The organism is Stenotrophomonas maltophilia, from assembly GCF_025642255.1.
Lineage (GTDB): Bacteria > Pseudomonadota > Gammaproteobacteria > Xanthomonadales > Xanthomonadaceae > Stenotrophomonas > Stenotrophomonas maltophilia_P.
This window is the reverse complement of record NZ_CP106759.1, coordinates 2,740,378-2,764,478: the sequence shown is the minus strand read 5'-3', so window position 1 is coordinate 2,764,478 and position 24,101 is coordinate 2,740,378. Positions and strand designations below refer to the sequence as shown.

The window sequence follows — 24,101 nt, the reverse complement described above, 5'->3', positions numbered from 1 at the left end:
CGCTGATTCCGTTGCCGCTGCGCTCGCCGGGCATGGCCCGGCGCTACCGTTTGGTGGCTCTGGTAGCGCCGGGCCATGCCCGGCGAGGGTGCACGCGGGTTACTTCCGCTCCAGCACCAGCAGCGGATCGATGCGGGTGTCGAACCAGTTCATGCCCCAGTGCAGGTGTGGGCCGGTGGCACGGCCGGTGGCGCCAACCGCGGCAATGACCTGGCCCTGCTCGACGCGATCACCGACCTTGACGTCGATGCGCGACAGATGCAGGAAGTTCGAGCTGACGCCGTAGCCATGGTCGATCAGCAGTGTGCCACCGGTCAGGTACAGGTCGGGGCCGGCAAAGGTGACCACCCCGGCGGCAGGTGCCTTCACCGGGGTGCCGGTGGGTACCGCGATGTCCATGCCGGAATGGCCGGCACCGGGCTGGCCGTTGTAGACGCGGGCATTGCCGAAGCGGCCGCTGATGCGGCCCTGCACCGGCCAGATGAAGGTCTGGGTGAAGTCGGTGCGGTCATCGTCGCGGGCACGCGCAGCGGTTACCTGTGCCTGCTCGCGCTTGATCCGTTCGGCAATGGCGGGCGGAGGATTGACCGTCTTCGGCGGTACACCGTTGACCCGTTCGGTCGGCCAGTCACGCGGCGTCACCGAGATGGTGGCCGTTTCGCTGCCGCCGTCCGGGCGCTGCACCTGCACGCGCAGCGGCCCCTTTTCATCGCGGCCGATACCGAACACCACGCTGCCGTAACCGCTCACGCGCAGCGAGCGGCCGGCATACTGCACGCGGCTGCCGGCGGGAACCTTGCCGATCACCAGCGCGCCCTGCGACGCACTGGCAGGAAACACCACGCGGCTGTCGATCAGGCTGCCGATGCCATCCTGGGCCTGTGCCGCAGATACGGCCCAGAGGGGGGCGGCAACCAGCACCCCCAACATGAGGAACCCGCGCATCAGCGGTCGTAGGTCAAGCGCTGGCCGGCCGGCTCGCCCACCAGCGTGCTGCCGTCCCACACCCGCTGGCCGTTGACCCAGGTGGAGGCGATGCGCGACCGGAAGGTCGTGCCTTCAAACGGCGACCAGCCGCACTTGGAGAGCACGTCCTCGCGCTTGACCGTGAACGGCACGTCTTCCACCAGCACGAGATCGGCGAAATAGCCTTCGCGCAGGAAGCCGCGCTGTTCCACGTCGAACAGCTGGGCCGGGGCATGCGCGAATTTCTGCACCACCTGCTCACGGGTCAGTTTGCCCTCGTGCACGCGCTCCAGTGCGGCCACCAGCGCGTACTGCACCAGCGGCAGGCCGGACGGCGCCTGCGCATAGGGCTTCTGCTTCTCCTCCCAGGTGTGCGGGGCATGGTCGGTGGCCAGCACGTCCAGCACGTCGTCGGCCAGCGCGGCGGTGATCGCCTCGCGGTCGGCCACGTCCTTGATGGCCGGATTGCACTTGATCAGGTTGCCCTTGGTGGCGTAATCCGGGCGGGCGAAGTGCAGGAAGTGCACGCAGGTTTCGGCGGTGATCTGCTTGCGGCTGCCATCGGCCCGGATCAGCGGGCCCTTCTCGAACAGTGCCAGTTCGTCGGCGGTGGAGATATGCAGGACGTGCAGGCGGGTGCCGTGCTTGCGTGCCAGCGACAGCGCCAGCCGCGTCGACTTGATGCACGCTTCGCGCGAACGGATGTCCGGGTGCATGTCCGGGGTCAGCGCGTCGCCGTATTTTTCCTGGAAGGCTTTCAGGTTGGCATCGATCATCGGCGTGTCTTCACAGTGCGTGATGATCGGGGTCGGACACTCGCGGAAGATCGCGTCCAGTGTTTCCGGGTTGTCCACCAGCATGTTGCCGGTGGACGCGCCCATGAACACTTTCACGCCCGGCGCCTTCTTCGGATCGAGCTGGCGGATGGCCTCAAGATTGTCGTTGCTGGCCCCGTGGTAGAAGCCGTAGTTGGCCCAGGCGCGGCCACGCGCCAGTTCGTACTTGGCTTCCAGGATGGTGGAGTCCAGCGTCGGCGGATTGGTGTTGGGCATGTCCATGAAGCTGGTCAGGCCACCGGCCACGGCCGCTGCCGATTCACTGGCGATATCGCCCTTGTGGGTCAGGCCCGGCTCGCGGAAGTGCACCTGGTCGTCGATCATGCCGGGCAACAGCCAGCGGCCGGCGGCGTCCACCACCTGCTCGCCCTCGCGCGGCGCCAGCCCGGTGCCGATCTGCGCGATGCGACCGTTCTCGATGCGCAGGTCGCCGTCGAAGGTGCGGCCTTCATTGACCATGCGGGCATTGGTGATGAGCGTGGAGGACATGTCAGTGTTTTCCTGTGCAACGGCATGAAGGGGTGTCGGTGCGTTCGGGCACGAGGTCGACACCGCCGGGGTGGAAGGGGTGGCAGCGGCCGAGCCGGCGCGCGGCCAGCCAGCTGCCGCGCAGCGGGCCATGCAGGGAGATGGCTTCCATCGCGTATTCAGAACAGCTGGGCACGAAACGGCAGCGTGGCCCCAGCAGGGGGCTGATGAAGCGCTTGTAGAAGCGCAGCAGGGCAATGAGCAGGCGCGAGATCACCCAGTCATCTTATGCCAGTTGGCATGAAGGCCGCATTTGTGCAGGATGGGCCGTTGGTCGCATGTCGCCGATGGCCTGCGACCGGTACCGGCACCTTCGGGTGCCGGCCAGGTTCCGTACCGCGCGAGGCGGTCCGTGTTCGTCGGACTGCCCTTGGGGGCCTTGACTCCAGGACTGAATGGAGTGGGGCTGTCGAGGTTGCTGCTGCGGGTCGGGTAGGCTATAAAGGCCCGCTTTCCCGGGCCCCGGGGAATCCAAGGAAGAGCGTTTCGTGGCTGCTAAAAAAACTGCAAAGAAGGCCGCAAAGGCCGCCAAGAAAACCGCCAAGCCTGTTGTGAAGAAGTTGGCGGCAAAGCCCGTTGTCAAGAAGCCGGCGGCCAAGCCGGCGACCAAGGCAGCGTCCTCGCAACCGGCGGCCAGGAAGGCCACCGCGAAAAAAACGCCGGCCAAGGCAAGCAAAGCGGCCGTCAAGAAGGCCGCTGCGCCGGTCAAGGCCAAACCTGCTGCTGCCAGCAAGAAGGCGCCGGCAGTGAAAAAGGCCGCCAGCAAGGCGGTGCCGGTCAAGAAGGCTGCTGCCAAACCGGCTGCGAAGAAGCCGGCAGCCAAGCCGGCGCCGAAGGCGGCGGTGAAAAAGCCGGTTGCACCGCCAGCGGCAAAGAAGGCCGCGGCACTCAAGCCGGCGGCCAAGCCTGCCGCTGTAAAGAAGGTCACCAAGAATATCGCCACGCCGGCTGCCAAGCCGGCACCGGCCCCCGTAGTGAAGTCCGCACCGAAGCCTGCCGCAACGCAGGCTCCGGCCAAGCCTGTCCCGGCCAAGACCGCGGCAGGTGCTGCAGCCAAACCGGCATCCAAGCCGGCCTCGGCCGCTGCACCTTCCGCGTCGACCGCCCCGCAATCCAAGAATCCCGTGCCCGTTTCGAAATCGCCTGCCAAAACCGCCGTGAAATCCGATCCCGCTCCGAAGACCGTGTCGCGCCCTGTCGGCAAGGTCGCCGTGGCCGTCGCCGCCCGCTCGGCCGCCCCGGCCCCGCGCAGCAAGTACAAGGTCGTCGAGTACAAGACCGACGAGGCCACCGGCCGCCCGATCCTGCCGGCCGGTTACAAGCCGTCGTCGGAAGAGGAATACATGAGCCCGCTGCAGCAGGAGTACTTCCGCCAGCGCCTGCAGAACTGGCGCGCGGATCTGGTGGAGGAGTCCAAGCAGACCATCGAGAATCTGCGCGAGGAAGTGCGTGACATCGGCGACGAGGCCGAGCGTGCGACCCGTGAGACCGAGAACTCGCTGGAGCTGCGCACCCGCGACCGCTACCGCAAGCTGATCGGCAAGATCGACAGCACGCTCAAGCGCCTGGAAGCCGGTGATTACGGCTACTGCGTGGACACGGGTGAAGAGATCGGTCTGGAGCGCCTGGAAGCCCGCCTCACGGCCGAGCGCACCATCGACGCCCAGGAGCGTTGGGAGCACCTGCAGAAGCAGCAGGGCGACTGATTCCCGATCGTTGTCTGGTCATGCAGAAAACCCGGCCTTGGCCGGGTTTTTTGTTGGGTTCACGTTGGCTGTGTGGGGCAGCGCCTTCCGGGTATCGGTGGAGCCCGCGGGTGTAAGCTCGGCCGCGGTATCCATGCCGCGGACGGTTCTGCCCGGCCCCACCCACAGGCTCTCGACGCATCCCTGCGTGCGCGGCCGATGTAGAGCCGAGCCCACGCTCGGCTCAGGCCGAAGCCGGAGGGCAAGGAATAGCAAAAGCAAAAGCAACCAAGCATGGCTTGGCTCTACCAGGAGCGGTCATGCGTGCGCTCGCGGCTGTTGGGTCCGCCTTGTAGCGAGCCGAGCACCGCAGGGCACTGGCGCGCAGCGCCGGCTCGCGGATGGCGGCGTGTTTCTTTGGTGACTTTCTTTGCACGAGCAAAGAAAGTTACACCCCGCCGCGGTCGCGGAAGAAGCCCGCCGGGCTCGGCCCGGCGCAACCGCTGCGTGGGCGCACGGAAATGCGCAGCCGAGCATGGGCTCGGCTCTGCAGGTTCACTGCAGGTCGCGAAGATTCAACTTCCGCAGCGTCGGGTTCTTCCATGCCGTGATGCCGGCCACGCTCAGCACCGCGAAGCCCCCCAGCACCACTGCCGGTACCAGGCCCAGCAGTCGTGCCATCGTGCCGGCATAGAAGGCGCCCAGTTCGTTGGACGAACTGATGAAGATGCCGTTGATCGACGATACCCGCCCACGCATTTCCTCGGGCGTCGCCAGCTGCAGGATGGTCGAGCGGACCACCACCGACACGCCATCGAAGGCGCCGTAGAACAGCAGGATCAGCGCCGACAGCCAGAAGTGCTGCGACAGCCCGAAACCGATCACGCACAGCCCGAAGCCCGCGACCGCAGACAACAGCACCCGGCCAGCGTTGCGGTGCAGGGGGTGCCGGGCAAGCCACAGGCCCACGCCGATCGAGCCCAGAGCGGGCGCAGCGCGCAGGATGCCCAGCCCTTCGGGTCCATGGTGCAGGATCTCATGCAGGAAGGCGGGCAGCATTGCCACCACACCGCCCAGCAGCACCGAGAACATGTCCAGCGCCATCGCGCCGACCATGATGCGGTTGCCGACCACGAAGCGCGCACCTTCGGCGATGCTCTGGAAGATCGGTGCTGCGGGGCCGCTGTGCACCGGTTCCTCCACCTTCAGCGTGGCCAGGCAGGCCACTGCCACCAGCGCGAAGGCCGTCGCCACGCCATAGGACAGCCCCTTGCCTCCCAGGCCGACCAGTACGCCGCCCAGCGCCGGACCCACCACCATGCCGGCCTGGAACACCACGGCGCCCAGTCCCGCACCGCGTGCGAACTGCTCGCGCGCCAGCACGCGGGCGAACAATGCATTGTAGATCGGCGAAAGAAAGGCACGGACCATGCCGGTCAGTGCGATCGCCGCATAGATCGGCCATACGCCGTGGAACGGCAGCCAGCCCATGGCGACGCTGGTCAGTACCAGTGCGGTGGCGATCAGGCCGGAGCAGGCGACCATTCCCAGCTTGCGCCGCGGTAGATGGTCGACCAGATAGCCGGCGAACGGGGCCACGCAGAAGAACGGCAGCACTTCGGCCAGACCGATCAGGCCCAGCGAGAACGGATTGCGGGTAACTTCGTAGATGTGCCAGCCGACGGTGACGGCCACCACCTGGTAGGACAACATGGCGAAGATGCGGTAGGCCAGCAGCTTGGCGAAGCCCGGCCGGGCCAGCAGGCCCAGCGCCGTGTCTTCGGCCGGGGCGGTCCCGCTCACGGGTGTCCGCGCTGCAGCTGGGCCTGCGCCGTCTCGCGGATGAAGGCCAGCATCGCTGCGACGCCGTTGCTGCGGGTCGGCGAAAGATGGCGGGCCAGGCCGATGTCCTGGATGTAGCTCGGCTGTGTGTCCAGGATTTCCTGTGCCGAGCGCCCGGAATAGACACGCAGGGCCAGGAAGATCAGGCCGGAGACGATCGCCGAATCACTGATGGCGTGGAAGCGCAGCGACTGCGCATTGCCTTCCGGAACGATCCAGACCATCGACTGGCAGCCGAGCAGGCGGTGTTCTTCGGTCTTCCACTCTTCGGGGAAGGCCGGCAGCTTGCGGCCGAGGTCGATCAGGTACTGGTAGCGCTCGGACCAGTCGCCGAAGAAGCCGAATTCCTCGGCGATGGCGGCCTGGGCCTCGGCGGTGGTGGGTTCAAGCGGGAACGGGGAGTCGATCACTGCAATCTCTTCGGTGGGGGCGTGGCGGGCGCGGATCAGCCGCGCTTGCGCGACCAGCGCACGCCCTGCGGGGTGTCTTCCAGCACGATGCCTTCGGCGGCCAGCTGGTCGCGGATGGCGTCGGAGCGGGCGAAGTCACGCGCCTTCTTGGCGGCGGCGCGTTCATCGATGAGGCCCTGGATGCGCGCATCCTCGCCATCATCGTGGGCAACGGTGCCGAACCACTGCGCCGGGTCGGCCTGCAGCAGGCCCAGCGCCAGACCCGCACCGAGCAGCTCGCCTTTCAGGCGCGCCTGTTCGGCCGGCTCGATGGCGCGGCGTGCTTCGGCGGCGATGCGCGCCAGTTCGGCCAGTGCCTGCGGCGTGTTGAGGTCGTCATCCAGGGTTGCCTCGATCGTGGCCGGGATCACCGCCACGGCCGGAACCGCGGCGAGCTCGCGCAGGGTGCCGTAGAGGCGGTCCAGCGTGCGCACCGACTGTTCGATCAGCGCGTCGGACCAGTCCAGCGGCTGCCGGTAGTGGGCCGACAGCAGGGCCAGGCGCAGCGCTTCCGGCGGGTGCTGGCGCACCAGGTCGTGCACGCGTTCGATGTTGCCCAGCGACTTGCTCATCTTGGCACCGCCGAAATTGAGCATGCCGTTGTGCAGCCAGAAGCGGGCGAAGATCTTTCCGCCATGGGCGCATTCGCTCTGCGCGATTTCGTTCTCGTGATGCGGGAACTGCAGGTCGACACCACCGGCATGGATGTCGATGGTCTCGCCCAGATGGGCGGCAGCCATCGCCGAGCATTCGATGTGCCAGCCGGGGCGGCCACGGCCCCACGGCGACGCCCAGCCCGGCAGGTCGTCGGTGGACGGCTTCCACAGCACGAAATCGCCTGGATCGCGCTTGTACGGCGCGACATCGACGCGGGCGCCGGCCAGCATTTCTTCCGGGTCGCGGCGGGAGAGCTTGCCGTAGCCATCGAAGCTGGCCACGGCGAACAGCACGTGGCCCTCGGCGGCATAGGCATGACCGTTGGCGATGAGCTGCTCGATCATGGTGATGATCTGCGGCATGTGCGCGGTAACTTCCGGTTCGATGTCCGGCGGCACCACGCCCAGCGCGGCCATGTCCTCGCGGTAGGCGGCGGCGAAACGGTCGGTGATGGTGCTGATCGGCACCCCCTGTTCGCGCGCGGCCGTGTTGATCTTGTCATCCACGTCGGTGATGTTGCGGGCGTAGCGCAGGGCGCCGAAACGCCGCCGCAGCAGGTCGGCCAGCACGCCGAACACCACCGGCCCACGGGCATTGCCGATGTGCACGTAGTTGTAGACCGTCGGGCCGCACACATACAGGGTCGGACAGGCCGGGTCGAGCGGAATGAACGGTTCGAGCTGGCGTGTCAGGTTGTTGTGCAGGCGCAGGGTCATGGGGGTGTGGCTGGGGGACAAGCCTGCGATTTTAGAACGTGTCGGCCCCCTTTGGGGCGACCGCCTGCCACCGGTGGACCCGGGGGCCACCCAGGTGGGGTGGGCAGGAGCGGCGCGGACGGGTAATGTTCAGCCCCTTGCGCTCGTCACTGCCTACACTATTGCCGTGTCCTTGCTCCCGTCGCCAATGAAATCCACCGCGTTGCTGACCCTGGCCTGGCTGTCGGCGTTGCCGGCCGTGGCTCTGGCCCAGGAGGGGGAGCCCCGCAACCGGGTGGTGATCGTGGAGAACGTGAAGTTCGACTACGCCCAGGTGCTGAACGTCGAGCCGGTGTTCCAGACCTTGCGCGCGACCCGGACCGAGGAGCACTGCGAGCCGGTGTCGACCCGGACCCTGGCCCCGGTGAATGTCACCGGCGAGGAGCCGACGGAGGACAAGGGCCGGATCAGCCGCTTCTGGGACTCGGTGCGCTCGATGTTCAAGCGCAGCGACGAGGAGGCGGTGGACGAGACCGCAGCCGAGGCGCCGGCCGCGCCCACCGGTCCCACCAACAACGGGCCGATGCTGACCCGCGACTGCCGGATCGTTCCCGTCGGGCGCGAGTTCCGTCGGCCCATCGCCTACGACGTGGATTACGTCTACAGGGGCACCAAGTACCGCTCGCGCCTGCCGGAAGACCCTGGCAACCGGCTCAAGGTCCGGGTCTCGATCACGCCCTGGGTCGGCCCGGAGCAGGGCACCGCCAGCAATCCCTGATTCTGGGACGCCGGCCCCTTGCGCCGGCGCCGGCCGCGTGCAAAGATGCCCGGCCATGAAGCTCACCGACTTCCAGCACGACAGCAGCGCAGCCCGACAGGCGTCGGGTATGACCTCGCGTGCCCGTCGACCGGAACCCCACATTCTCGCTGGGTAACCGGAGCTTTTTGCTGTTCGTCCGATAGAAACCCAGCCCGCCGGCTGGGTTTTTTCGTTTCCGCTTCCTGAAAGCTTCAACTGCAACGATTTCACCCCACCTTTGGTTTCCGCATTTCCCTTCCACCGCGTCGAACCTGACGCCGCCACGCAAGGAAAGATGATGTCCCCCAAGCACTTCCTGAACACCCAGGACTGGAGCCGCAGCGAGCTTGATGCGCTGCTGACCCAGGCAGCGCTGTTCAAGCGCAACAAGCTCGGCGACCAGCTCAAGGGCAAGTCGATCGCGCTGGTGTTCTTCAATCCGTCGATGCGCACCCGCACCAGCTTCGAGCTGGGCGCGTTCCAGCTGGGTGCCCACGCGGTGGTGCTGCAACCGGGCAAGGATGCGTGGCCGATCGAGTTCAACCTCGGTACGGTGATGGACGGCGATACCGAAGAACATATCGCCGAAGTGGCCAAGGTGCTGGGCCGCTACTGCGACATCATCGCCGTGCGCGCGTTCCCGAAGTTCGTGGACTGGGCCTATGACCGCCAGGACATCGTGCTCAACAGCTTCGCCAGGTATTCGCCGGTGCCGGTGATCAACATGGAGACCATCACCCACCCGTGCCAGGAACTGGCTCACGTGATGGCGCTGCAGGAGCACTTCGGCACCCAGGACCTGCGCGGCAAGAAGTACGTGCTGACCTGGACCTATCATCCCAAGCCGCTGAATACCGCCGTGGCCAACTCGGCGCTGACCATCGCCACCCGCATGGGCATGGACGTGACCCTGCTGTGCCCGACCGCCGACTACATTCTCGACGACCGCTACATGGGCTGGGCCGAGCAGAACGTGGCCGAGAGCGGCGGTTCGCTGAAGATCAGCCATGACATCGACAGCGCCTACGCCGGTGCCGATGTGGTCTACGCCAAGAGCTGGGGCGCGCTGCCGTTCTTCGGCAACTGGGAGCCGGAAAAGCCGATCCGCGACCAGTTCAAGCACTTCATCGTCGACGAACGCAAGATGGCACTGACCAACAACGGTGTCTTCAGCCACTGCCTGCCGCTGCGTCGCAACGTGAAGGCGACCGACGCGGTGATGGACTCGCCGCAGTGCATCGCCATCAACGAGGCCGAGAACCGCCTGCACGTACAGAAGGCGATCATGGCGGCGGTTGCCGGGCGCTGATTCTTTCCCATTCAAAAACCCCGCCGGGCATGGCCCGGCGCTACCAGGACATTACCCCCCATGAGCAACAAAGACGTCGTCCTCGCCTTCTCCGGTGGCCTCGATACCAGCTTCTGCGTGCCGTACCTGCAGGAGCGCGGCTACAACGTGCATACCGTGTTCGCCGACACCGGCGGCGTGGATGATGAAGAGCGTGATTTCATCGAGAAGCGTGCCGCCGAGCTGGGCGTGACCAGCCATGTCACCGTCAACGGTGGCCCGGCCATCTGGGAGGGCTTCGTCAAGCCGTTCGTGTGGGCGGGCGAGGGCTACCAGGGCCAGTACCCGCTGCTGGTCTCGGACCGCTACCTGATCGTCGATGCCGCGCTGAAGCGTGCCGCCGAGCTGGGCACCAACATCATCGCCCACGGATGCACCGGCATGGGCAACGACCAGGTCCGCTTCGATCTGGCGGTGAAGGCGCTGGGCGACTACCAGATCATCGCGCCGATCCGCGAGATCCAGAAGGAGCACACCCAGACCCGCGCCTACGAGCAGAAGTACCTGGAAGAGCGTGGTTTCGGCGTGCGCGCCAAGCAGCAGGCCTACACCATCAATGAGAACCTGCTGGGCGTGACCATGTCCGGTGGCGAGATCGACCGCTGGGAAGCTCCGGGCGAGGGCGCACGTGGCTGGTGCTCGCCGCGCAGTGAATGGCCGGAACAGGCGCTGACCGTCACCCTGAAGTTCGTCGAGGGCGAAGCGGTCGAGCTCGACGGCAAGGCATTGCCGGGCGACCAGATCCTGGCCCAGCTCAACAAGCTGTTCGCTCCCTACGGCGTGGGCCGTGGCGTGTACACCGGCGACACCGTGATCGGCCTGAAGGGCCGCATCGTGTTCGAGGCCCCGGGCCTGGTTTCGCTGCTGGCCGCCCACCGCGCGCTGGAAGACGCGGTGTTGACCAAGCAGCAGAACCGCTTCAAGCCGGACGTGGCGCGCAAGTGGGTGGAGCTGGTCTACGAAGGCTTCTATCACGACCCGCTGAAGACCGACATCGAAGCGTTCCTGAAGTCCTCGCAGGCCAAGGTCAACGGCGAAGTGGTACTGGAGACCCGTGGCGGGCGCGTGGACGCGGTGGCGGTGAAGTCGCCGCATCTGCTCAACACCAAGGGCGCCACCTATGCGCAGTCGGCCGACTGGGGCGTGGAAGAGGCGGAAGGCTTCATCAAGCTGTTCGGCATGAGCTCCACGCTGTACGCGCAGGTCAATCGCGGTTGACCGCGATTGCGCTGGGGCGCTCCAGCAGAGGCGATACGGTAGCGCCGGGCCATGCCCGGCGGAATTTCACAGGAACTGTTGATTCATGCTTGAACAGACACTCGATCACCTGCAGGCCCTGGTGTCCTTCGACACCCGCAACCCGCCGCGCGCGATCAGCACCGCTGGCATCTTCGATTACCTGCGCGCCAACCTGCCGGGTTTCACCGTTGAAGTGATCGATCACGGGGCCGGTGCGGTCAGCCTGTATGCCGTGCGCGGCACACCGAAGTACCTGTTCAACGTGCATCTGGACACGGTGCCGGATTCGCCACACTGGACTGCCGACCCGCACGTGATGCGCCGCCTGGACGATCGTGTGGTCGGCCTGGGCGTGTGTGACATCAAGGGCGCTGCGGCGGCGCTGGTGGCTGCGGCCAATGCCAGTGATGGCGACGCCGCGTTCCTGTTCTCCAGCGACGAGGAAGCCAACGATCCACGCTGCATCGCCGCGTTCCTGGCCCGTGGCATTGCCTATGACGCGGTGCTGGTGGCCGAGCCGACCATGAGCGAGGCCGTGCTCGCGCACCGTGGCATCAGCTCGGTGCTGATGCAGTTCGCCGGCCGTGCGGGCCATGCGTCCGGCAGGCAGGATGCCGCCGCCAGTGCGCTGCACCAGGCGATGCGCTGGGGCAATCGGGCCCTGGATCATGTGGATTCCCTTGCATCTGCACGCTTCGGTGGCCTGACCGGCCTGCGTTTCAACATCGGGCGCGTCGAAGGCGGGATCAAGGCCAACATGATCGCACCGGCAGCCGAAGTGCGTTTCGGCTTCCGCCCCTTGCCCTCGATGGACATCGATGCGCTGCTGGCGACCTTCGCGGGTCTTGCCGAACCGGAAGCCGCGCTGTTCACCGAAACCTTCCGTGGCCCCAGCCTCCCGGCCGGTGACATCGCCGAAGCCGAGAACCGCCGTCTGCTGGCGCGTGACGTGGCCGATGCGCTGGAGCTGCCGATCGGCAACGCGGTGGACTTCTGGACCGAGGCCTCGCTGTTCTCCGCGGCAGGCTATACCACGCTGGTGTTCGGCCCCGGCGACATTGCCCAGGCCCACACGGCCGATGAGTTCGTGACGCTGGAGCAGCTGCAACGCTATACCGACGCCGTGCACCGCATCATCGGCGCCGGCGCCTGATCAACCCCACAACGCCGCCACGCCCCGGCATGGTGGAACTGCAACGCGGCGACCGCCGCCCGTGACGAAACCGAAATGTCTCCTGCCCTCCAGCCCCACCGCCAGACCCGCCAGACCATCGTGCGCCTGCTGTCCAGCATGGCCAGCGCGAAGGAGATCAGCCAGTACCTCAAGCGCTTCTCGCAGCTGGACGCCAAGCGCTTCGCCGTGGTCAAGGTCGGTGGCGCCGTGCTGCGCGACGATCTTGAAGCGCTGACCTCCTCGCTGTCCTTCCTGCAGGAAGTCGGGCTGACCCCGATCGTGCTGCACGGTGCCGGCCCTCAGCTGGACGCCGAGCTGTCCGCTGCTGGCATCGAGAAGCAGACCGTCAACGGCCTGCGCGTGACCTCGCCGGAAGCACTGGCGATCGTGCGCCGGGTGTTCCAGCAATCCAACCTGCGCCTGGTCGAAGCCCTGCAGCAGAATGGAGCGCGTGCCACCTCGATCACCGGTGGCGTGTTCGAGGCCGAGTACCTGGACGTGGACACCTACGGCCTGGTCGGTGAAGTGAAGAAGGTCAACCTGGCGCCGATCGAAGCCAGCCTGCGCGCCGGATCGATCCCGGTCATCACCAGCCTGGGTGAGACCGCCGGCGGACAGATCCTGAACGTCAATGCCGACTTTGCCGCCAACGAACTGGTGCAGGAACTGCAGCCGTACAAGATCATCTTCCTGACCGGTACCGGTGGCCTGCTGGACGAGGCGGGCAACGTCATCGATTCAATCAACCTGTCCACCGAGTACGACCACCTGATCGCACAGCCGTGGATCCACGGCGGCATGAAGGTCAAGATCGAACAGATCAAGGATCTGCTCGATCGCTTGCCGCTGGAATCGTCGGTGTCGATCACCCGCCCGGCCGATCTGGCCAAGGAACTGTTCACCCACAAGGGCTCAGGCACGCTGGTGCGCAAGGGCGAGAAGGTGCTGCGTGCGGCCACGTGGGACGAGTTGGATCTGCCACGCCTGAAGGGCCTGATCGAATCCAGCTTCGGCCGCACCCTGGTGCCGGACTACTTCCAGAAGACCAGGCTGCTGCGCGCGTACGTCAGCGAGAACTATCGGACGGCCGTCATCCTGACCAACGAGGCCGAAGGTGTCTATCTGGACAAGTTCGCCGTGCTCGATGATGCGCAGGGCGAGGGCCTGGGGCGTGCGGTCTGGAACGTGATGCTGGAGGAAACGCCTCAGCTGTTCTGGCGCTCGCGTCACGGCAATCCGATCAACCACTTCTACTACGCCGAATCCGACGGCTGCTACAAGCAGGACCAGTGGAAGGTGTTCTGGTTCGGTGCCGATGGCATCGACCGCATCCGCACCTATGTCGATCACTGCGCTGCACGCGCACCGAGCCTGCAGGGCTGAACGATGACCGTCACCGACACCTGGGCGACGGTGCCGACCCTGCGCGGCCAGCATGTGACGCTGCAGCCCTTGCAGCAGGGACACGTGGACGGCCTGCGTGCCGCGCTGGAAGGCAGCGGACTGGACCGGCTCTGGTACACCCAGGTGCCGGCGCCGGCACAGGCAGGCGCCTACGTACAGGCCGCACTGCAGGCGCAGGCGGAGGGCAGGGTGCTGCCCTTCGTCATCCGTGATGCCGCTGGCGACATCGTCGGCAGCACCCGCTTCTATGACCTCGATGCCGCCGTGCCCAGGCTCAGTCTCGGCTATACCTGGTATGCACCGCGCGCGCAGCGTACCGGTGCCAATACCGAGGCCAAGCTGTTGCTGCTGCAGCATGCCTTCGAAGTCATGGGCTGCATCAGCGTGGTGCTGGAAACCAGCTGGTTCAACACCACCTCGCGCACCGCCATCGCCCGCCTGGGGGCCAAGCAGGATGGCGTGCTGCGCAACCACAAGCGGCATGCCGACGGCACGCCGCGCGACACCGTCATCTTTTCCATCATCGATGCGGAATGGCAGGGCGTGAAGCGCCAACTGCAGTACCGTCTGGACAGCCACGCATGAACGATTCGATTTTCTCCCTGGGCATCATCGGTGCCCGCGGCCATACCGGTGCCGAACTGATCAAGCTCGTTGCCGCGCATCCGCGCCTGCGCCTGGCGTTCGTATCCTCGCGCGAACGTGCAGGGCAGCGCCTGTCTGACCATCACCCGGAAGTGCAGGGTGATCTGCGCTACGAGAACCTCGACGCCGACGCGGTGGCGGCCAAGGGCGTGGACGCGGTGATCCTGGCGCTGCCCAATGGCCTGGCCGCACCGTTCGTGGCCGCGCTTGAAAGCGCCCGGCCCGATACGGTGATCGTGGACCTGTCGGCCGATTACCGCTTCGACCACAGCTGGTACTACGGTCTGCCGGAGCTGACCCGGGGTCGCTACACCGGGCAGAAGCACATCAGCAATCCTGGCTGCTACGCCACCGCGATGCAGCTGGCGATCCATCCGCTGCTGGACCTGCTGGCCGGGCCCCCGCAGTGCTTCGGCGTGTCCGGCTACTCCGGTGCGGGCACCACGCCCTCCGACAAGAACAACGTCGAGCTGCTGGCCGACAACCTGATGCCGTACGCGCTGACCAACCACGTGCACGAGCGCGAGGTGTCGGTGCAGCTGGGGGTGGCAGTGGAGTTCATGCCGCATGTGGCGCCCCATTTCCGCGGCATCACCCTGACCGCCAATCTGTGGTTGAACCGCGCACAGACGCGCGAGCAGATCGTCGAGCGTTTCCAGCAGGCCTATGCCGGCGAAGCACTCATCGAGGTGGTGGATGACGCGCCGTGGGTCAGCCGCATCGCCGGCCGCCACGGTGCCCAGATCGGTGGCTTCACCCTGGCCCCGGGTGGCAAGCGGGTGGTGGTGGTGGCGACGCTGGACAACCTGCTGAAGGGCGCGGCCACCCAGGCCATGCAGAATCTCAACCTTGCGCTGGGCATCGACGAACTGACGTCGATCCCGCACTGAACCCGCATCCGGAGCCCCCATGGCAGACCTTCTTTGGCAGAAACCCGGCGTCGCTGTCGACGCCCAGATCCAGACCTTCCTCGCCGGCGATGACGTGATCCTCGACCGTGAGTTCTTCCTGCATGACATCGCGGCCAGCGCCGCGCATGCACAGGGCCTGCAGCACATCGGCATCCTCGCCGCCAGCGAGCTGGAGGGCCTGCTGCGCGAGCTGGAGGTGCTGGCAGACGACTTCCGCGCAGGCCGTTTCGTGCTGGATACGCGCTATGAAGACGGTCACTCGGCGATCGAAGCGCGCCTGACCGAGCGGTTGGGTGATGCCGGCCGCAAGATCCACACCGGTCGCAGCCGCAATGACCAGATCCTGGTCGCCACGCGCCTGTGGCTGAAGGAAAAGCTGCAGCGCGTCGCCCAGCTCAGCGCCGAGGTGGCCAAGGTCGCGCTCGACCGCGCTCAGGCGGAAAAGGACCTGCCGGTGCCGGGCTATACGCACATCCAGCGAGCCGTCGTGTCCTCGGCGGGCATGTGGTGGGCCGGCTGGGCGGAAGCCTTCATCGACAATGCCATCCGTGCACGTGACACCCATGCGCTGGTCGATGCCAACCCGCTGGGTACCGCCGCCGGGTATGGCGTGAACCTGCCGCTGGACCGTGAACACACCACGGCCGCGCTTGGTTTCGCGCGCATGCAGGTATCACCGATCTATGCACAGCTGTCGCGCGGCAAGTTCGAGCTGGCCGCCCTGGAGGCGCTGGGTGGCGCTACCCTGGACCTGCGTCGCATCGCCTGGGACCTGTCGCTGTTCACCAGCGCCGAATTCGGCTTCGTCGCACTGCCGGCGCAGTACACCACCGGCAGCTCGATCATGCCGAACAAGCGCAACCCCGATGTGATCGAACTGATGCGTGCCACCCATGCCAGCGTTGCTGCGGCGCGCACCGAAATCGAACAGCTGCTGTCGCTGCCGTCCGGCTACCATCGTGATCTGCAATCGTCCAAGGGGGCCATCTTCCATGGTTTCGGTCGCGGCCTGGCCGCGCTGGAACTGCTGCCGGCGCTGCTGGCCAATCTGGAATGGCGCGAGGACAGGCTGCGCGCGGCGATCGACTCCGGCATGTATGCCACCGACGTCGCGGTCGAGGCCGCCGTGGCCGGCGTGCCGTTCCGCGACGCCTACAAGGCCGCCGCGGCAGGTGCCGAGAGCGCAGGGCAGGGACGCACGCCGGAGGGCAGCCTGGCCGCGCGTGTCTCGCCGGGTTCGGCATCGGACCTGCGCCTGGATGAGCTGCGCGCGCGCTGGCAGGCGCTTTCCTGATGGCGGGCACCGTCTATCTGGTCCTGGCCATGCGCCGGCCCGGCTTCAGTGCCGCCGCTGTGCAGCCGCATCTGGATTTCCTCGATGGACTGCGTGCGCAGGGCCAGCTGCAGCTCACCGGTGGTTTCGCCGACGGCAGCGGCGGTGCCTACGTGCTGTGCAACGTGGAGAGCCTCGCACAGGCGCAGGCCATCGTCGCCACGGATCCGCTGGTGACGATGCAGGCCTCCGAGCTGACCGTGCACGAATGGAATACCCGCTGAGAGCCCGGCCATGACCCCGCACGCCGCCCCCGTCGCTTCGCCGTTTCCCGAACAGGCGCTGCCGCCATGGCGACGTGCCGTACTGAAGGTGGGCAGCAGCCTGCTCGCTGCCGATGGAGGCGGCCTGTCGCCACGCCACGCGCTTGGCCTGGCCCAGTTCGTCTCGGCCAATGTGCTGGCTGGCCGCGAAGTGGTGATCGTCTCGTCCGGCGCGGTCGCCGCCGGCCGCGCGATCCTGCCGCGTGCCGATGCGCCGGGCGCTGCGATGGCCGCGCGGCAGGCACTGGCTGCGCTTGGCCAGGCGCAGCTGATCGGCCTGTGGCAGCGCTTCTTCGAGCGCCCGGTCGCGCAGGTGCTGCTGACCCACGACGATCTGCGCAACCGCCGCCGCTACCTCAACGCCCGCGCCACCCTCACCGAACTGCTGCGGCTGGGTGCGCTGCCGGTGGTGAACGAGAACGACACCGTCTCGGTGGATGAACTCAAGCTCGGCGACAACGACAACCTGGCCGCGACCGTGGCGGCGCTGGTCGATGCCGACGCTTTGTTCATCGCCACCGACATCGATGGCCTGTACAGCGCCGATCCGCGCACCGTGGCCGACGCACGGCCGCTGCACGATGTGCCGGAACTGGGCCCGGACGTGCTGGCGATGGCCGGCGGCGCCGGCTCGCGCGCGGGCACCGGGGGCATGCGTACCAAGCTGGAGGCCGCAGCCAAGGCCGGCCGGCTGGGTATCGAAACCTATCTGTTCAACGGCCGCAGCGGCGAGGTGGTGCGCGCGCTGGCGCAGGATCGCCTGTTCGGCACCCGGATCCATGCCGCACGCAGCCGTGAGGCGGCGCGCAAGCACTGGCTGCGCCATGCCCCCCTGGCCGATGGCGCGATCGTGATCGACGCGGGCGCGGCGCAGGCGATGCGTGAGAAGGGCGCCTCGCTGCTGCCCGGTGGCATCACCGGTGCCGACGGTGATTTCCGCCGGGGCGACATGGTGCAGGTGTGCTGGAACACCGCCGAAGGGCGGGTCTGCGTTGCCCGTGGTGTCAGCCAGTACGCGGCTGACGACGTGCGCCGCATCGCTGGCCGCCATTCGCGCGACATCCAGGCCGTACTGGGCTACAACTATGGGGGCAGCGTCGTCCATCGTGACGATCTGGTGCTGCCATGACCGGACCGCAGGACACCCCGATGAGTGACATCCAAGCACAGGCACGCGCCTGCCGTGACGCGGCCCAGGCGGTTGCAGGCCTCGACAGCGAAGCGCGTCGCGCGCTGCTGCAGGCCATGGCACAGGCACTGGAAGTGAATGCCGGCCAGATCCTGGCCGGCAATGCGCGCGACCTGGCCGCCGCGCGCGATAAGGGCGTCGGCAGTGCCATGCTGGACCGGCTGGCACTGGACCCGCCGCGTCTGCTGGCGATGGCCGACGCGGTGCGTGAGGTTGCCGCGTTGCCCGATCCGGTCGGGCAGGTGACCCGCAACGACGTCCGCCCCAATGGCATCCGCGTGCAGAAAGTGCGGGTGCCGCTGGGCGTGATCGCGATGATCTACGAGGCGCGCCCGAACGTGACCGCCGAAGCGGCCGCACTGTGCCTGAAGGCAGGCAACGGCGTGATCCTGCGTGGTGGCTCCGAGGCGATCCATTCCAATACCGCCATTGCCCAGGCATTGGCCGGTGCGTTGCAGGCCAACGGTGTTCCCCCCGCAGCGGTGACTGTACTGACCGACCTGCGGCGTGAGGCGATGCTGGAGCTGCTGCAGCTGCACGAGCTGATCGACCTGGCGATTCCGCGGGGCGGCGAAGGCCTGATCCGCTTTGTCGCCGAACACGCGCGCGTGCCGGTGATCAAGCACTACAAGGGCGTCTGCCATCTGTTCGTGGACGCCAGCGCCGATCTCGACCAGGCCGTCGGCCTGCTGGTCGATGGCAAGTGCAGCCGGCCGGCCGCATGCAATTCACTGGAGACGCTGCTGGTGCATCGGCGCGTGGCGGCGGAGTTCCTGCCGCGCGTGGCGCAGTCGCTTGGCGAACGGGGCGTACAACTGCGTGCGGATGCCCACGCGCGTCCGTTGCTGCCGGGCAGCACCGAGGCGACCGACGAGGACTACGCAGCCGAATTCCTCGATCTGGTGTTGGCCGTGCGCGTCGTCGATGATCTCGATGCGGCAATCGCGCATATCCGCCGCTACACCTCCGATCACACCGAAGTGATCGCGACCACCGATGCCGTCAATGCCGAGCGGTTCGTCAATGCGCTGCGCTCGGCGGTGGTGATGGTCAACGCGTCCTCGCGCTTTTCGGACGGCGGCCAGCTTGGGCTGGGCAGCGAGATCGGCATCTCCACCACGCGCCTGCATGCCTATGGTCCGATGGGGCTGGAGGCACTGACGGTCGAGCGCTTCGTGGTCCGCGGCGAGGGTCAGACGCGGGTCTGACCCGGCAGCCGCCAGGCCTGCGCCGGCGGCGAGCCGTTTACCAGAGGTCTTCCAGCTTTCGCGGCTTGCAGGCCACCCACGATGCGCACAGCATCAGCGTGGCGCAGCCGAACAGGAAGCCGAACGGCAGCGTCCAGCCGTTGCTGACGGTATGCAGCCAACCGACCAGGAACGGACCCAGGCAGCTGAAGCTGTAACCCACGCCCTGCATGAAGCCGGACAGCGCGGCGGAACCGGTCGGGGTACGCGTGCGCAGGTTGATCAGGGTCAGCGCCAGCGGGAAGGTCGAGGGGCCCACGCCGAGCAGGCAGGCCCACAGCAGCGGCGCCTTCATGGGGGCCAGCAGCAGGCCGGCAAAGGCGATCACGAATGACGAATAGCCGATCAGGACCAGCGGGAACGGATTCTGCAGGCGCACCGCCATCGACGGAATGACCAGCGACGGCAACAGGCCCAGCGCCGAGAACACCGCCACCATCACCCCACCGAACGCAGGTGTGGCGCCGGCTTCGACCACGATGCGCGGCAGCCAGGTGAACATCGAATAGGTCATCAACGATGTCATGCCGAACATCAGCGTCATGCTCCAGCCCAACGAGGTGCGCCAGACCTTGCCGTGAGGCTGCGCGGTGGGATCGGCAGCGTCGGCCTGCGGCTTCGGCGCGCGCCTGGCCAGTACCAGCCACGGCAGCGCGGCGGCCAATGCCAGCAATGCCCACATGCCCAGCGATACGCGCCAGCCGGCCGCGCTGGCCACCGGCACCGCCAGCAGTGCCGGCAGCATGGTGCCCAGCTGCAGCACGCTGATGTAGAGCGTGCTCATGGTGCCGACCTTGTTGGCGAAATAGCGCTTCACCAGCGGCGGCACCACCACGTTGCCGATGCCCATTCCAGCCAGCGCGACGACTGCGCCCAGCAGCAGGGTGCCGACGTTGCCGGCGCTGGAGCGCAGCAGCAGGCCTGCCGTGGCCAGGATCATCGCCAGCAGGGTGGTGCGCTCCAGGCCCAGGCGCCGGGCCACGGCCGGCGTGGCCACGCCGAACAGCGCGAACGAGGCGGTCGGCAGCATGCCCAGTACGCCGGTCATGGTGGTGCCGAATCCGAACTGCTGGCCCAGTACGTCCAGCAGCGGGGTGATCGAGGTGACGGCAGTGCGCAGGTTGACCGCCGCCAGCAGGATGGCGGCGAATGCCAGAACGCGGCCGTGCAGCAGCGACGGCGATTCGGGTGAGGAGGAGCTCATGGTGGTCCTTGCAGGTGTCGCACGCCGCCACAGTGGCGTGCAGCGCCGGCATCGGTCTACGCCGACGCGGCGGGTGGGGGAGTGGGCATCATTGTACGTGGCTGGCTGGCGGGCGGGGCGAGGTCCCGTCGGCGCAATCTGTCGCTATCGGCACTTTCCGGCACGCTGCGGCGCGCCTCTCCGGCGTCGCGTCCGGCGGGTCGCTGGACGGCAGACACAAAAAAAACCCGGAGGACGATGGCGTCTTCCAGGCTTCTTGGTGACCACCGGAGTGGTCGGGGAGACAGGATTCGAACCTGCGACCTCTACGTCCCGAACGTAGCGCTCTACCAGACTGAGCTACACCCCGAAGGGAGCCGCCTATTCTAGCCATTCACCCCGATGGCGGCAAGGGGTGAACGCCGTTTCCTTCACGCTGCCGGGGCAGCGGCTCTTCAGGGAACAAAAAAGCCTGGGCGACTTCACCAGGCTTCAATGCGACCACCGAAGTGGTCGGGGAGACAGGATTCGAACCTGCGACCTCTACGTCCCGAACGTAGCGCTCTACCAGACTGAGCTACACCCCGAAGGAGCCGCCTAAGATACCGTGTGAAGGCCTGGGCGGCAAGGTTTTTTTACATTTCAGCGACGATTCTCTGTGTCGATGCGGTTCTGTTCGCGGGCTTCGAACCACATGCCGTTGAGGATGGCGACCGTCGAGGCGAGGCCGGCGCCGAGGATCCAGGCGAAATACCACATGTTCGGTTCTCCTTGGGAGGCAGGGGATCAGTAGGCGTTGGGGTTGCTGCCCATTTCATCGCTGGTGGTCTTGCCCTTGAGCACGCGGTACACCCAGGTGGTGTAAGCGAGGATGATCGGCAGGAACACCACCGTGGCCAGCAGCATGATCCACAGGGTCAGATGGCTGGACGAGGCATCCCACACGGTCAGGCTGGAGGTGGGCTGGCTGGAGGACGGCAGCAGGAACGGGAAGATCGCGAAGCCGACGGTCAGGATGATGCCGGCGATGGCTGCGCCGGAGGCGATGAAGGCCAGGCCGCCGCGACGGGCACGCAGCAGCACCGCGCTGGCGAGCAGGCCAAGCAGGCCGACCAGCGGCGCCAGCAGGGTCGCCGGCATGGTGCTGTAGTTGCGCATCCAGCCGCCGGCCGCGCCCAGCTCGGCGCTCTTCAGCAGCGGGTTGGTGGCGCCGTCGGTGATCACCTGCGAGGTGATCTGGTAGCCCGGCAGGCCGAAGGCCACCCAGGCTCCCCCCACCGCGAACAGTGCGAAGGCGATCAGCGCGGCAATGCTGCCAAAGCGTGCCGAGCGTTCAGCCACCGGGCCATCGGTCTTGATCACCAGCATCGCGGCACCGTGGGCCACCAGCATGGAAACGCTGAGCAGGCCGGCCAGCAGCGCGAACGGCATCAGCAGCCCGAAGAACGAGCCGGTGTAGAAGATGCGCATGCTGTCATCGAAGTGGAACGGCACGCCCAGCAGGACGTTGCCCACCGCCACGCCCATGATCAGCGCAGGGATGAAGCCGCCGATGAACAGCGCCCAGTCCCAGGTGTTGCGCCAGCGCTCGCCCGGCATCTTGCTGCGGAACTTGAAGCCGACCGGGCGCAGGATCAGGGCAAACAGGATGACGAACATCGCCAGGTAGAAGCCTGAGAAGCTGACCGCGTACAGCGGCGGCCAGGCGGCGAAGATCGCACCACCACCCAGGATCAGCCACACCTGGTTGCCTTCCCATACCGGGCCGATGGTGTTGATCACCAGCCGGCGCTCGGCGTCGGTGCGGGCCACGAAAGGCAGCAGCGTGCCCACTCCCAGGTCGAAACCATCCATCACCGCGAAGCCGATCAGCAGGATGCCGAGCAGCAGCCACCAGATCACGCGCAGCGTGGTGTAGTCCAGAAGAATGAAATCCATCTTGGTTTTCTCCTGCCTCAGGCCTGGCCGGCGGCCGGCGCTGCGGCATTGTGGGAAGCATTCGGGCGGGGCGACTGCAGCGACGGCAGCACCTCGTCCGGACCCTTGCGGATCGCCTTGAGCATCAGCTTGATCTCGACCACGATCAGTGCGGTGTAGATCGCGGTGAAGCCGGCCAGGGTCAGCACGATCTGGTGCAGGGCCAGGCCCGATGCCGCGTAGAACGTCGGCAGCACGCCATCAACCGCCCAGGGCTGACGGCCGTACTCGGCCACGAACCAGCCGCATTCGATCGCGATCCACGGTGCCGGCAGCGTCCACAGGGCCAGCGTGAGGAACCAGCGCTTGTCCTGGAAGTTGTTGCGGCACGAGTAGTAGAAGGCCAATGCGAAGAAGGCGATCAGGTAGAAGCCCAGGCCTGCCATCACGCGGAAGGTCCAGAACAGCGGCATCACGCGCGGCACGGTATCCATTGCCGCCTGCGAGATCTGCTCGGGGGTGGCGTTGAGGATGTCCTCGCGGTAGCGCTTGAGCAGCAGCCCATGGCCCAGATCCTGCCAGTGGCGGTCGAACATCTCACGGGCTTCGACGTCGTTCTTGTTGGCGCGCAGGCGCTCCAGCGCACCGTAGGCGAGCTGGCCGCCGCGTACGCGGTGCTCGGCGCGCTCCACCAGTTCCAGGATGCCCGGGATCGGCTGGTCCAGCGAACGGGTGGCGATCAGGCCCATCAGGTATGGGATCTTCACCGCATAGTCGTTCTGGTGCGTCTGCTGGTTGGGAATGCCGAAGGCGGTGAAGTCCGCCGGGGCACGCTCGGTCTCCCACATCGCCTCGATCGCAGCCAGCTTCATCTTCTGGTGCTCGCTGGCGGCGTAGCCACTCTCATCGCCCAGCACCACCACCGACAGCGATGACAGCAGGCCGAACGCAGCGGCCACCGCGAACGAACGGCGGGCCAGGTCCTTGTGCTTGTTGCGCAGCAGGAACAGGGCACTGATCGACATCACGAACACCGCGCCGGTCACGTAGCCGGCGCTGACGGTATGCACGAACTTGGCCTGCGCCACCGGGTTGAACACCACGGCCATGAAATCGACCACTTCCATGCGCATGGTTTCCGGGTTGAACACCGCGCCGGTGGGGTTCTGCATCCAGCCGTTGGCGATCAGGATCCACACCGCCGACAGGTTGGTGCCCAGCGCCATCAGCCAGGTGACCGTCAGGTGCTTGACCTTGCTCAGGCGGTTCCAGCCGAAGAAGAACAGGCCGACGAAGGTGGCTTCCAGGAAGAAGGCCATCAGCCCTTCGATCGCCAGCGGCGCACCGAAGATGTCACCCACATAATGGCTGTAGTACGACCAGTTCATGCCGAACTGGAATTCCATGACGATGCCGGTGGCCACGCCCATGGCGAAGTTGATGCCGAAAAGCACGCCCCAGAACAGGGTCATCCGGCGCCAGATCTCCTTGCCGGTCATCACGTAGACACTCTCCATGATGGCGACCATGAACGACAGGCCCAGGGTGAGTGGTACGAATAGGAAGTGGTACATCGCGGTCAGCGCGAATTGCAGCCGCGACAGTTCTACGACTGTCTGATCAATCATGGCCTGGCTACCTCGTTGGATAGTGCCGTTGCAGGTGGCGGGAAGGGTGGTCTACGACGTGAATGATGTGACCGACTACTTCAGACAGCCTTGATCCAGATCAATGTATGAACAGGTACGCGAAGAGATCGTATGCGGGCCCTGTGAAAACTGCGACCCCTGG

General features: G+C 66.6%; 22 protein-coding genes and 2 tRNA genes. 12 read left to right on the top strand and 12 right to left on the bottom strand.

Annotated elements, in window-relative coordinates:
- Window positions 1–99: 99 nt before the first annotated feature.
- Genes N8888_RS12725 through yidD form a run of 3 tightly spaced genes read right to left on the bottom strand, consistent with a single transcriptional unit; the run spans window position 100 to window position 2,547 of the window.
- Window positions 100–945: a M23 family metallopeptidase gene (locus tag N8888_RS12725; RefSeq protein WP_065181928.1), complete on the bottom strand. Its 846-nt coding sequence runs from the start codon at window positions 943–945 to the stop codon at window positions 100–102.
- Window positions 945–2,291 carry a dihydroorotase gene (locus tag N8888_RS12720; protein ID WP_053519682.1) on the bottom strand — a complete coding sequence of 449 codons (1,347 nt, stop codon included), beginning with the start codon at window positions 2,289–2,291 and terminating at the stop codon, window positions 945–947. Before N8888_RS12720 ends, N8888_RS12725 begins: the two co-directional genes overlap by 1 nt.
- Window position 2,292: 1 nt before the next feature.
- A complete protein-coding gene (gene yidD / locus N8888_RS12715) occupies window positions 2,293–2,547 on the bottom strand; it encodes a membrane protein insertion efficiency factor YidD (protein ID WP_053519683.1) in 255 nt (84 codons plus the stop codon).
- Between the two features lie 271 nt (window positions 2,548–2,818).
- Between yidD and dksA the strand changes: the two genes are divergently transcribed.
- Window positions 2,819–4,036: an RNA polymerase-binding protein DksA gene (dksA, locus tag N8888_RS12710; protein ID WP_263175120.1), complete on the top strand. Its 1,218-nt coding sequence runs from the start codon at window positions 2,819–2,821 to the stop codon at window positions 4,034–4,036.
- A 534-nt stretch (window positions 4,037–4,570) separates the two neighbouring features.
- Here the strand turns inward: dksA and N8888_RS12705 are convergent.
- From N8888_RS12705 to cysS, 3 genes are read right to left on the bottom strand one after another with little or no spacing between them, the layout of a single operon-like run.
- Window positions 4,571–5,818, bottom strand: a complete 1,248-nt coding sequence (locus N8888_RS12705; RefSeq protein ID WP_180875549.1) for an MFS transporter — start codon at window positions 5,816–5,818, stop codon at window positions 4,571–4,573.
- Window positions 5,815–6,267: a SufE family protein gene (locus N8888_RS12700; RefSeq protein ID WP_053519686.1), complete on the bottom strand. Its 453-nt coding sequence runs from the start codon at window positions 6,265–6,267 to the stop codon at window positions 5,815–5,817. The genes N8888_RS12705 and N8888_RS12700 overlap by 4 nt, the downstream gene beginning before the upstream one ends.
- Window positions 6,268–6,302: 35 nt before the next feature.
- Entirely contained in the window at window positions 6,303–7,679 is a 1,377-nt protein-coding gene (cysS, locus tag N8888_RS12695; protein WP_065181932.1) for a cysteine--tRNA ligase, read from the bottom strand.
- 187 nt (window positions 7,680–7,866) lie between these two features.
- On the opposite strand from cysS, the gene N8888_RS12690 reads away from it, so the two are divergent.
- The 11 genes from N8888_RS12690 (at window position 7,867) to N8888_RS12640 (ending at window position 19,171) form a co-directional block, all read left to right on the top strand.
- On the top strand, window positions 7,867–8,436 hold the full coding sequence (locus N8888_RS12690; RefSeq protein WP_197600315.1) for a glycine zipper 2TM domain-containing protein: 570 nt from the start codon (window positions 7,867–7,869) through the stop codon (window positions 8,434–8,436).
- A 319-nt stretch (window positions 8,437–8,755) separates the two neighbouring features.
- Window positions 8,756–9,766 carry an N-acetylornithine carbamoyltransferase gene (locus N8888_RS12685; RefSeq protein ID WP_053519689.1) on the top strand — a complete coding sequence of 337 codons (1,011 nt, stop codon included), beginning with the start codon at window positions 8,756–8,758 and terminating at the stop codon, window positions 9,764–9,766.
- Window positions 9,767–9,826: 60 nt separating this feature from the next.
- Window positions 9,827–11,023, top strand: coding sequence for an argininosuccinate synthase (locus tag N8888_RS12680; RefSeq protein WP_053519690.1), 1,197 nt, complete (start codon window positions 9,827–9,829; stop codon window positions 11,021–11,023).
- 85 nt (window positions 11,024–11,108) lie between these two features.
- Complete coding sequence (locus N8888_RS12675) at window positions 11,109–12,197, top strand: acetylornithine deacetylase (RefSeq protein WP_053519691.1); 1,089 nt, start codon at window positions 11,109–11,111, stop codon at window positions 12,195–12,197.
- 75 nt (window positions 12,198–12,272) lie between these two features.
- The gene (locus N8888_RS12670; RefSeq protein WP_053519692.1) at window positions 12,273–13,601 is read left to right on the top strand and encodes an acetylglutamate kinase; all 1,329 of its coding nucleotides are present in this window, start codon (window positions 12,273–12,275) and stop codon (window positions 13,599–13,601) included.
- Window positions 13,602–13,604: 3 nt separating this feature from the next.
- The gene (locus N8888_RS12665) at window positions 13,605–14,207 is read left to right on the top strand and encodes a GNAT family N-acetyltransferase (RefSeq protein WP_263175112.1); all 603 of its coding nucleotides are present in this window, start codon (window positions 13,605–13,607) and stop codon (window positions 14,205–14,207) included.
- Complete coding sequence (argC, locus tag N8888_RS12660) at window positions 14,204–15,157, top strand: N-acetyl-gamma-glutamyl-phosphate reductase (RefSeq protein WP_053519694.1); 954 nt, start codon at window positions 14,204–14,206, stop codon at window positions 15,155–15,157. The genes N8888_RS12665 and argC overlap by 4 nt, the downstream gene beginning before the upstream one ends.
- A 19-nt stretch (window positions 15,158–15,176) precedes the next feature.
- Window positions 15,177–16,472, top strand: a complete 1,296-nt coding sequence (argH, locus tag N8888_RS12655; RefSeq protein WP_263175110.1) for an argininosuccinate lyase — start codon at window positions 15,177–15,179, stop codon at window positions 16,470–16,472.
- On the top strand, window positions 16,472–16,735 hold the full coding sequence (locus N8888_RS12650) for a YciI family protein (RefSeq protein WP_065181936.1): 264 nt from the start codon (window positions 16,472–16,474) through the stop codon (window positions 16,733–16,735). Before argH ends, N8888_RS12650 begins: the two co-directional genes overlap by 1 nt.
- Window positions 16,736–16,745: 10 nt before the next feature.
- Window positions 16,746–17,903: a glutamate 5-kinase gene (proB, locus tag N8888_RS12645; RefSeq protein ID WP_053519697.1), complete on the top strand. Its 1,158-nt coding sequence runs from the start codon at window positions 16,746–16,748 to the stop codon at window positions 17,901–17,903.
- Window positions 17,900–19,171: a glutamate-5-semialdehyde dehydrogenase gene (locus N8888_RS12640; RefSeq protein ID WP_263175108.1), complete on the top strand. Its 1,272-nt coding sequence runs from the start codon at window positions 17,900–17,902 to the stop codon at window positions 19,169–19,171. Before proB ends, N8888_RS12640 begins: the two co-directional genes overlap by 4 nt.
- Window positions 19,172–19,208: 37 nt before the next feature.
- Here the strand turns inward: N8888_RS12640 and N8888_RS12635 are convergent, their stop codons facing one another.
- The 6 genes from N8888_RS12635 to N8888_RS12610 all read right to left on the bottom strand — a co-directional run bounded on the left by N8888_RS12635 (window position 19,209) and on the right by N8888_RS12610 (window position 23,938).
- Window positions 19,209–20,414 carry a CynX/NimT family MFS transporter gene (locus N8888_RS12635; protein WP_197600310.1) on the bottom strand — a complete coding sequence of 402 codons (1,206 nt, stop codon included), beginning with the start codon at window positions 20,412–20,414 and terminating at the stop codon, window positions 19,209–19,211.
- 272 nt (window positions 20,415–20,686) lie between these two features.
- Window positions 20,687–20,763, bottom strand: a tRNA-Pro gene (locus N8888_RS12630).
- 140 nt (window positions 20,764–20,903) lie between these two features.
- Window positions 20,904–20,980, bottom strand: a tRNA-Pro gene (locus N8888_RS12625).
- 55 nt (window positions 20,981–21,035) lie between these two features.
- Complete coding sequence (cydX, locus tag N8888_RS12620; protein WP_053520342.1) at window positions 21,036–21,152, bottom strand: cytochrome bd-I oxidase subunit CydX; 117 nt, start codon at window positions 21,150–21,152, stop codon at window positions 21,036–21,038.
- A 27-nt stretch (window positions 21,153–21,179) separates the two neighbouring features.
- Window positions 21,180–22,331: a cytochrome d ubiquinol oxidase subunit II gene (gene cydB / locus N8888_RS12615; protein WP_053520343.1), complete on the bottom strand. Its 1,152-nt coding sequence runs from the start codon at window positions 22,329–22,331 to the stop codon at window positions 21,180–21,182.
- 17 nt (window positions 22,332–22,348) lie between these two features.
- The gene (locus N8888_RS12610) at window positions 22,349–23,938 is read right to left on the bottom strand and encodes a cytochrome ubiquinol oxidase subunit I (RefSeq protein WP_263175104.1); all 1,590 of its coding nucleotides are present in this window, start codon (window positions 23,936–23,938) and stop codon (window positions 22,349–22,351) included.
- Window positions 23,939–24,101: the final 163 nt, after the last annotated feature.

Coding starts and splice junctions, on each gene's coding strand:
- N8888_RS12690 (WP_197600315.1), top strand. CDS start 7,867: ATGAAATCCACCGCGTTGCTGACCCTGGCCTGGCTGTCGGCGTTGCCG.
- N8888_RS12685 (WP_053519689.1), top strand. CDS start 8,756: ATGTCCCCCAAGCACTTCCTGAACACCCAGGACTGGAGCCGCAGCGAG.
- cydX (WP_053520342.1), bottom strand. CDS start 21,152: ATGTGGTATTTCGCCTGGATCCTCGGCGCCGGCCTCGCCTCGACGGTC.
- proB (WP_053519697.1), top strand. CDS start 16,746: ATGACCCCGCACGCCGCCCCCGTCGCTTCGCCGTTTCCCGAACAGGCG.
- argC (WP_053519694.1), top strand. CDS start 14,204: ATGAACGATTCGATTTTCTCCCTGGGCATCATCGGTGCCCGCGGCCAT.
- N8888_RS12680 (WP_053519690.1), top strand. CDS start 9,827: ATGAGCAACAAAGACGTCGTCCTCGCCTTCTCCGGTGGCCTCGATACC.
- argH (WP_263175110.1), top strand. CDS start 15,177: ATGGCAGACCTTCTTTGGCAGAAACCCGGCGTCGCTGTCGACGCCCAG.
- N8888_RS12650 (WP_065181936.1), top strand. CDS start 16,472: ATGGCGGGCACCGTCTATCTGGTCCTGGCCATGCGCCGGCCCGGCTTC.
- N8888_RS12720 (WP_053519682.1), bottom strand. CDS start 2,291: ATGTCCTCCACGCTCATCACCAATGCCCGCATGGTCAATGAAGGCCGC.
- N8888_RS12665 (WP_263175112.1), top strand. CDS start 13,605: ATGACCGTCACCGACACCTGGGCGACGGTGCCGACCCTGCGCGGCCAG.
- cydB (WP_053520343.1), bottom strand. CDS start 22,331: ATGGATTTCATTCTTCTGGACTACACCACGCTGCGCGTGATCTGGTGG.
- N8888_RS12725 (WP_065181928.1), bottom strand. CDS start 945: ATGCGCGGGTTCCTCATGTTGGGGGTGCTGGTTGCCGCCCCCCTCTGG.
- cysS (WP_065181932.1), bottom strand. CDS start 7,679: ATGACCCTGCGCCTGCACAACAACCTGACACGCCAGCTCGAACCGTTC.
- N8888_RS12610 (WP_263175104.1), bottom strand. CDS start 23,938: ATGATTGATCAGACAGTCGTAGAACTGTCGCGGCTGCAATTCGCGCTG.
- N8888_RS12635 (WP_197600310.1), bottom strand. CDS start 20,414: ATGAGCTCCTCCTCACCCGAATCGCCGTCGCTGCTGCACGGCCGCGTT.
- N8888_RS12640 (WP_263175108.1), top strand. CDS start 17,900: ATGACCGGACCGCAGGACACCCCGATGAGTGACATCCAAGCACAGGCA.
- N8888_RS12670 (WP_053519692.1), top strand. CDS start 12,273: ATGTCTCCTGCCCTCCAGCCCCACCGCCAGACCCGCCAGACCATCGTG.
- N8888_RS12675 (WP_053519691.1), top strand. CDS start 11,109: ATGCTTGAACAGACACTCGATCACCTGCAGGCCCTGGTGTCCTTCGAC.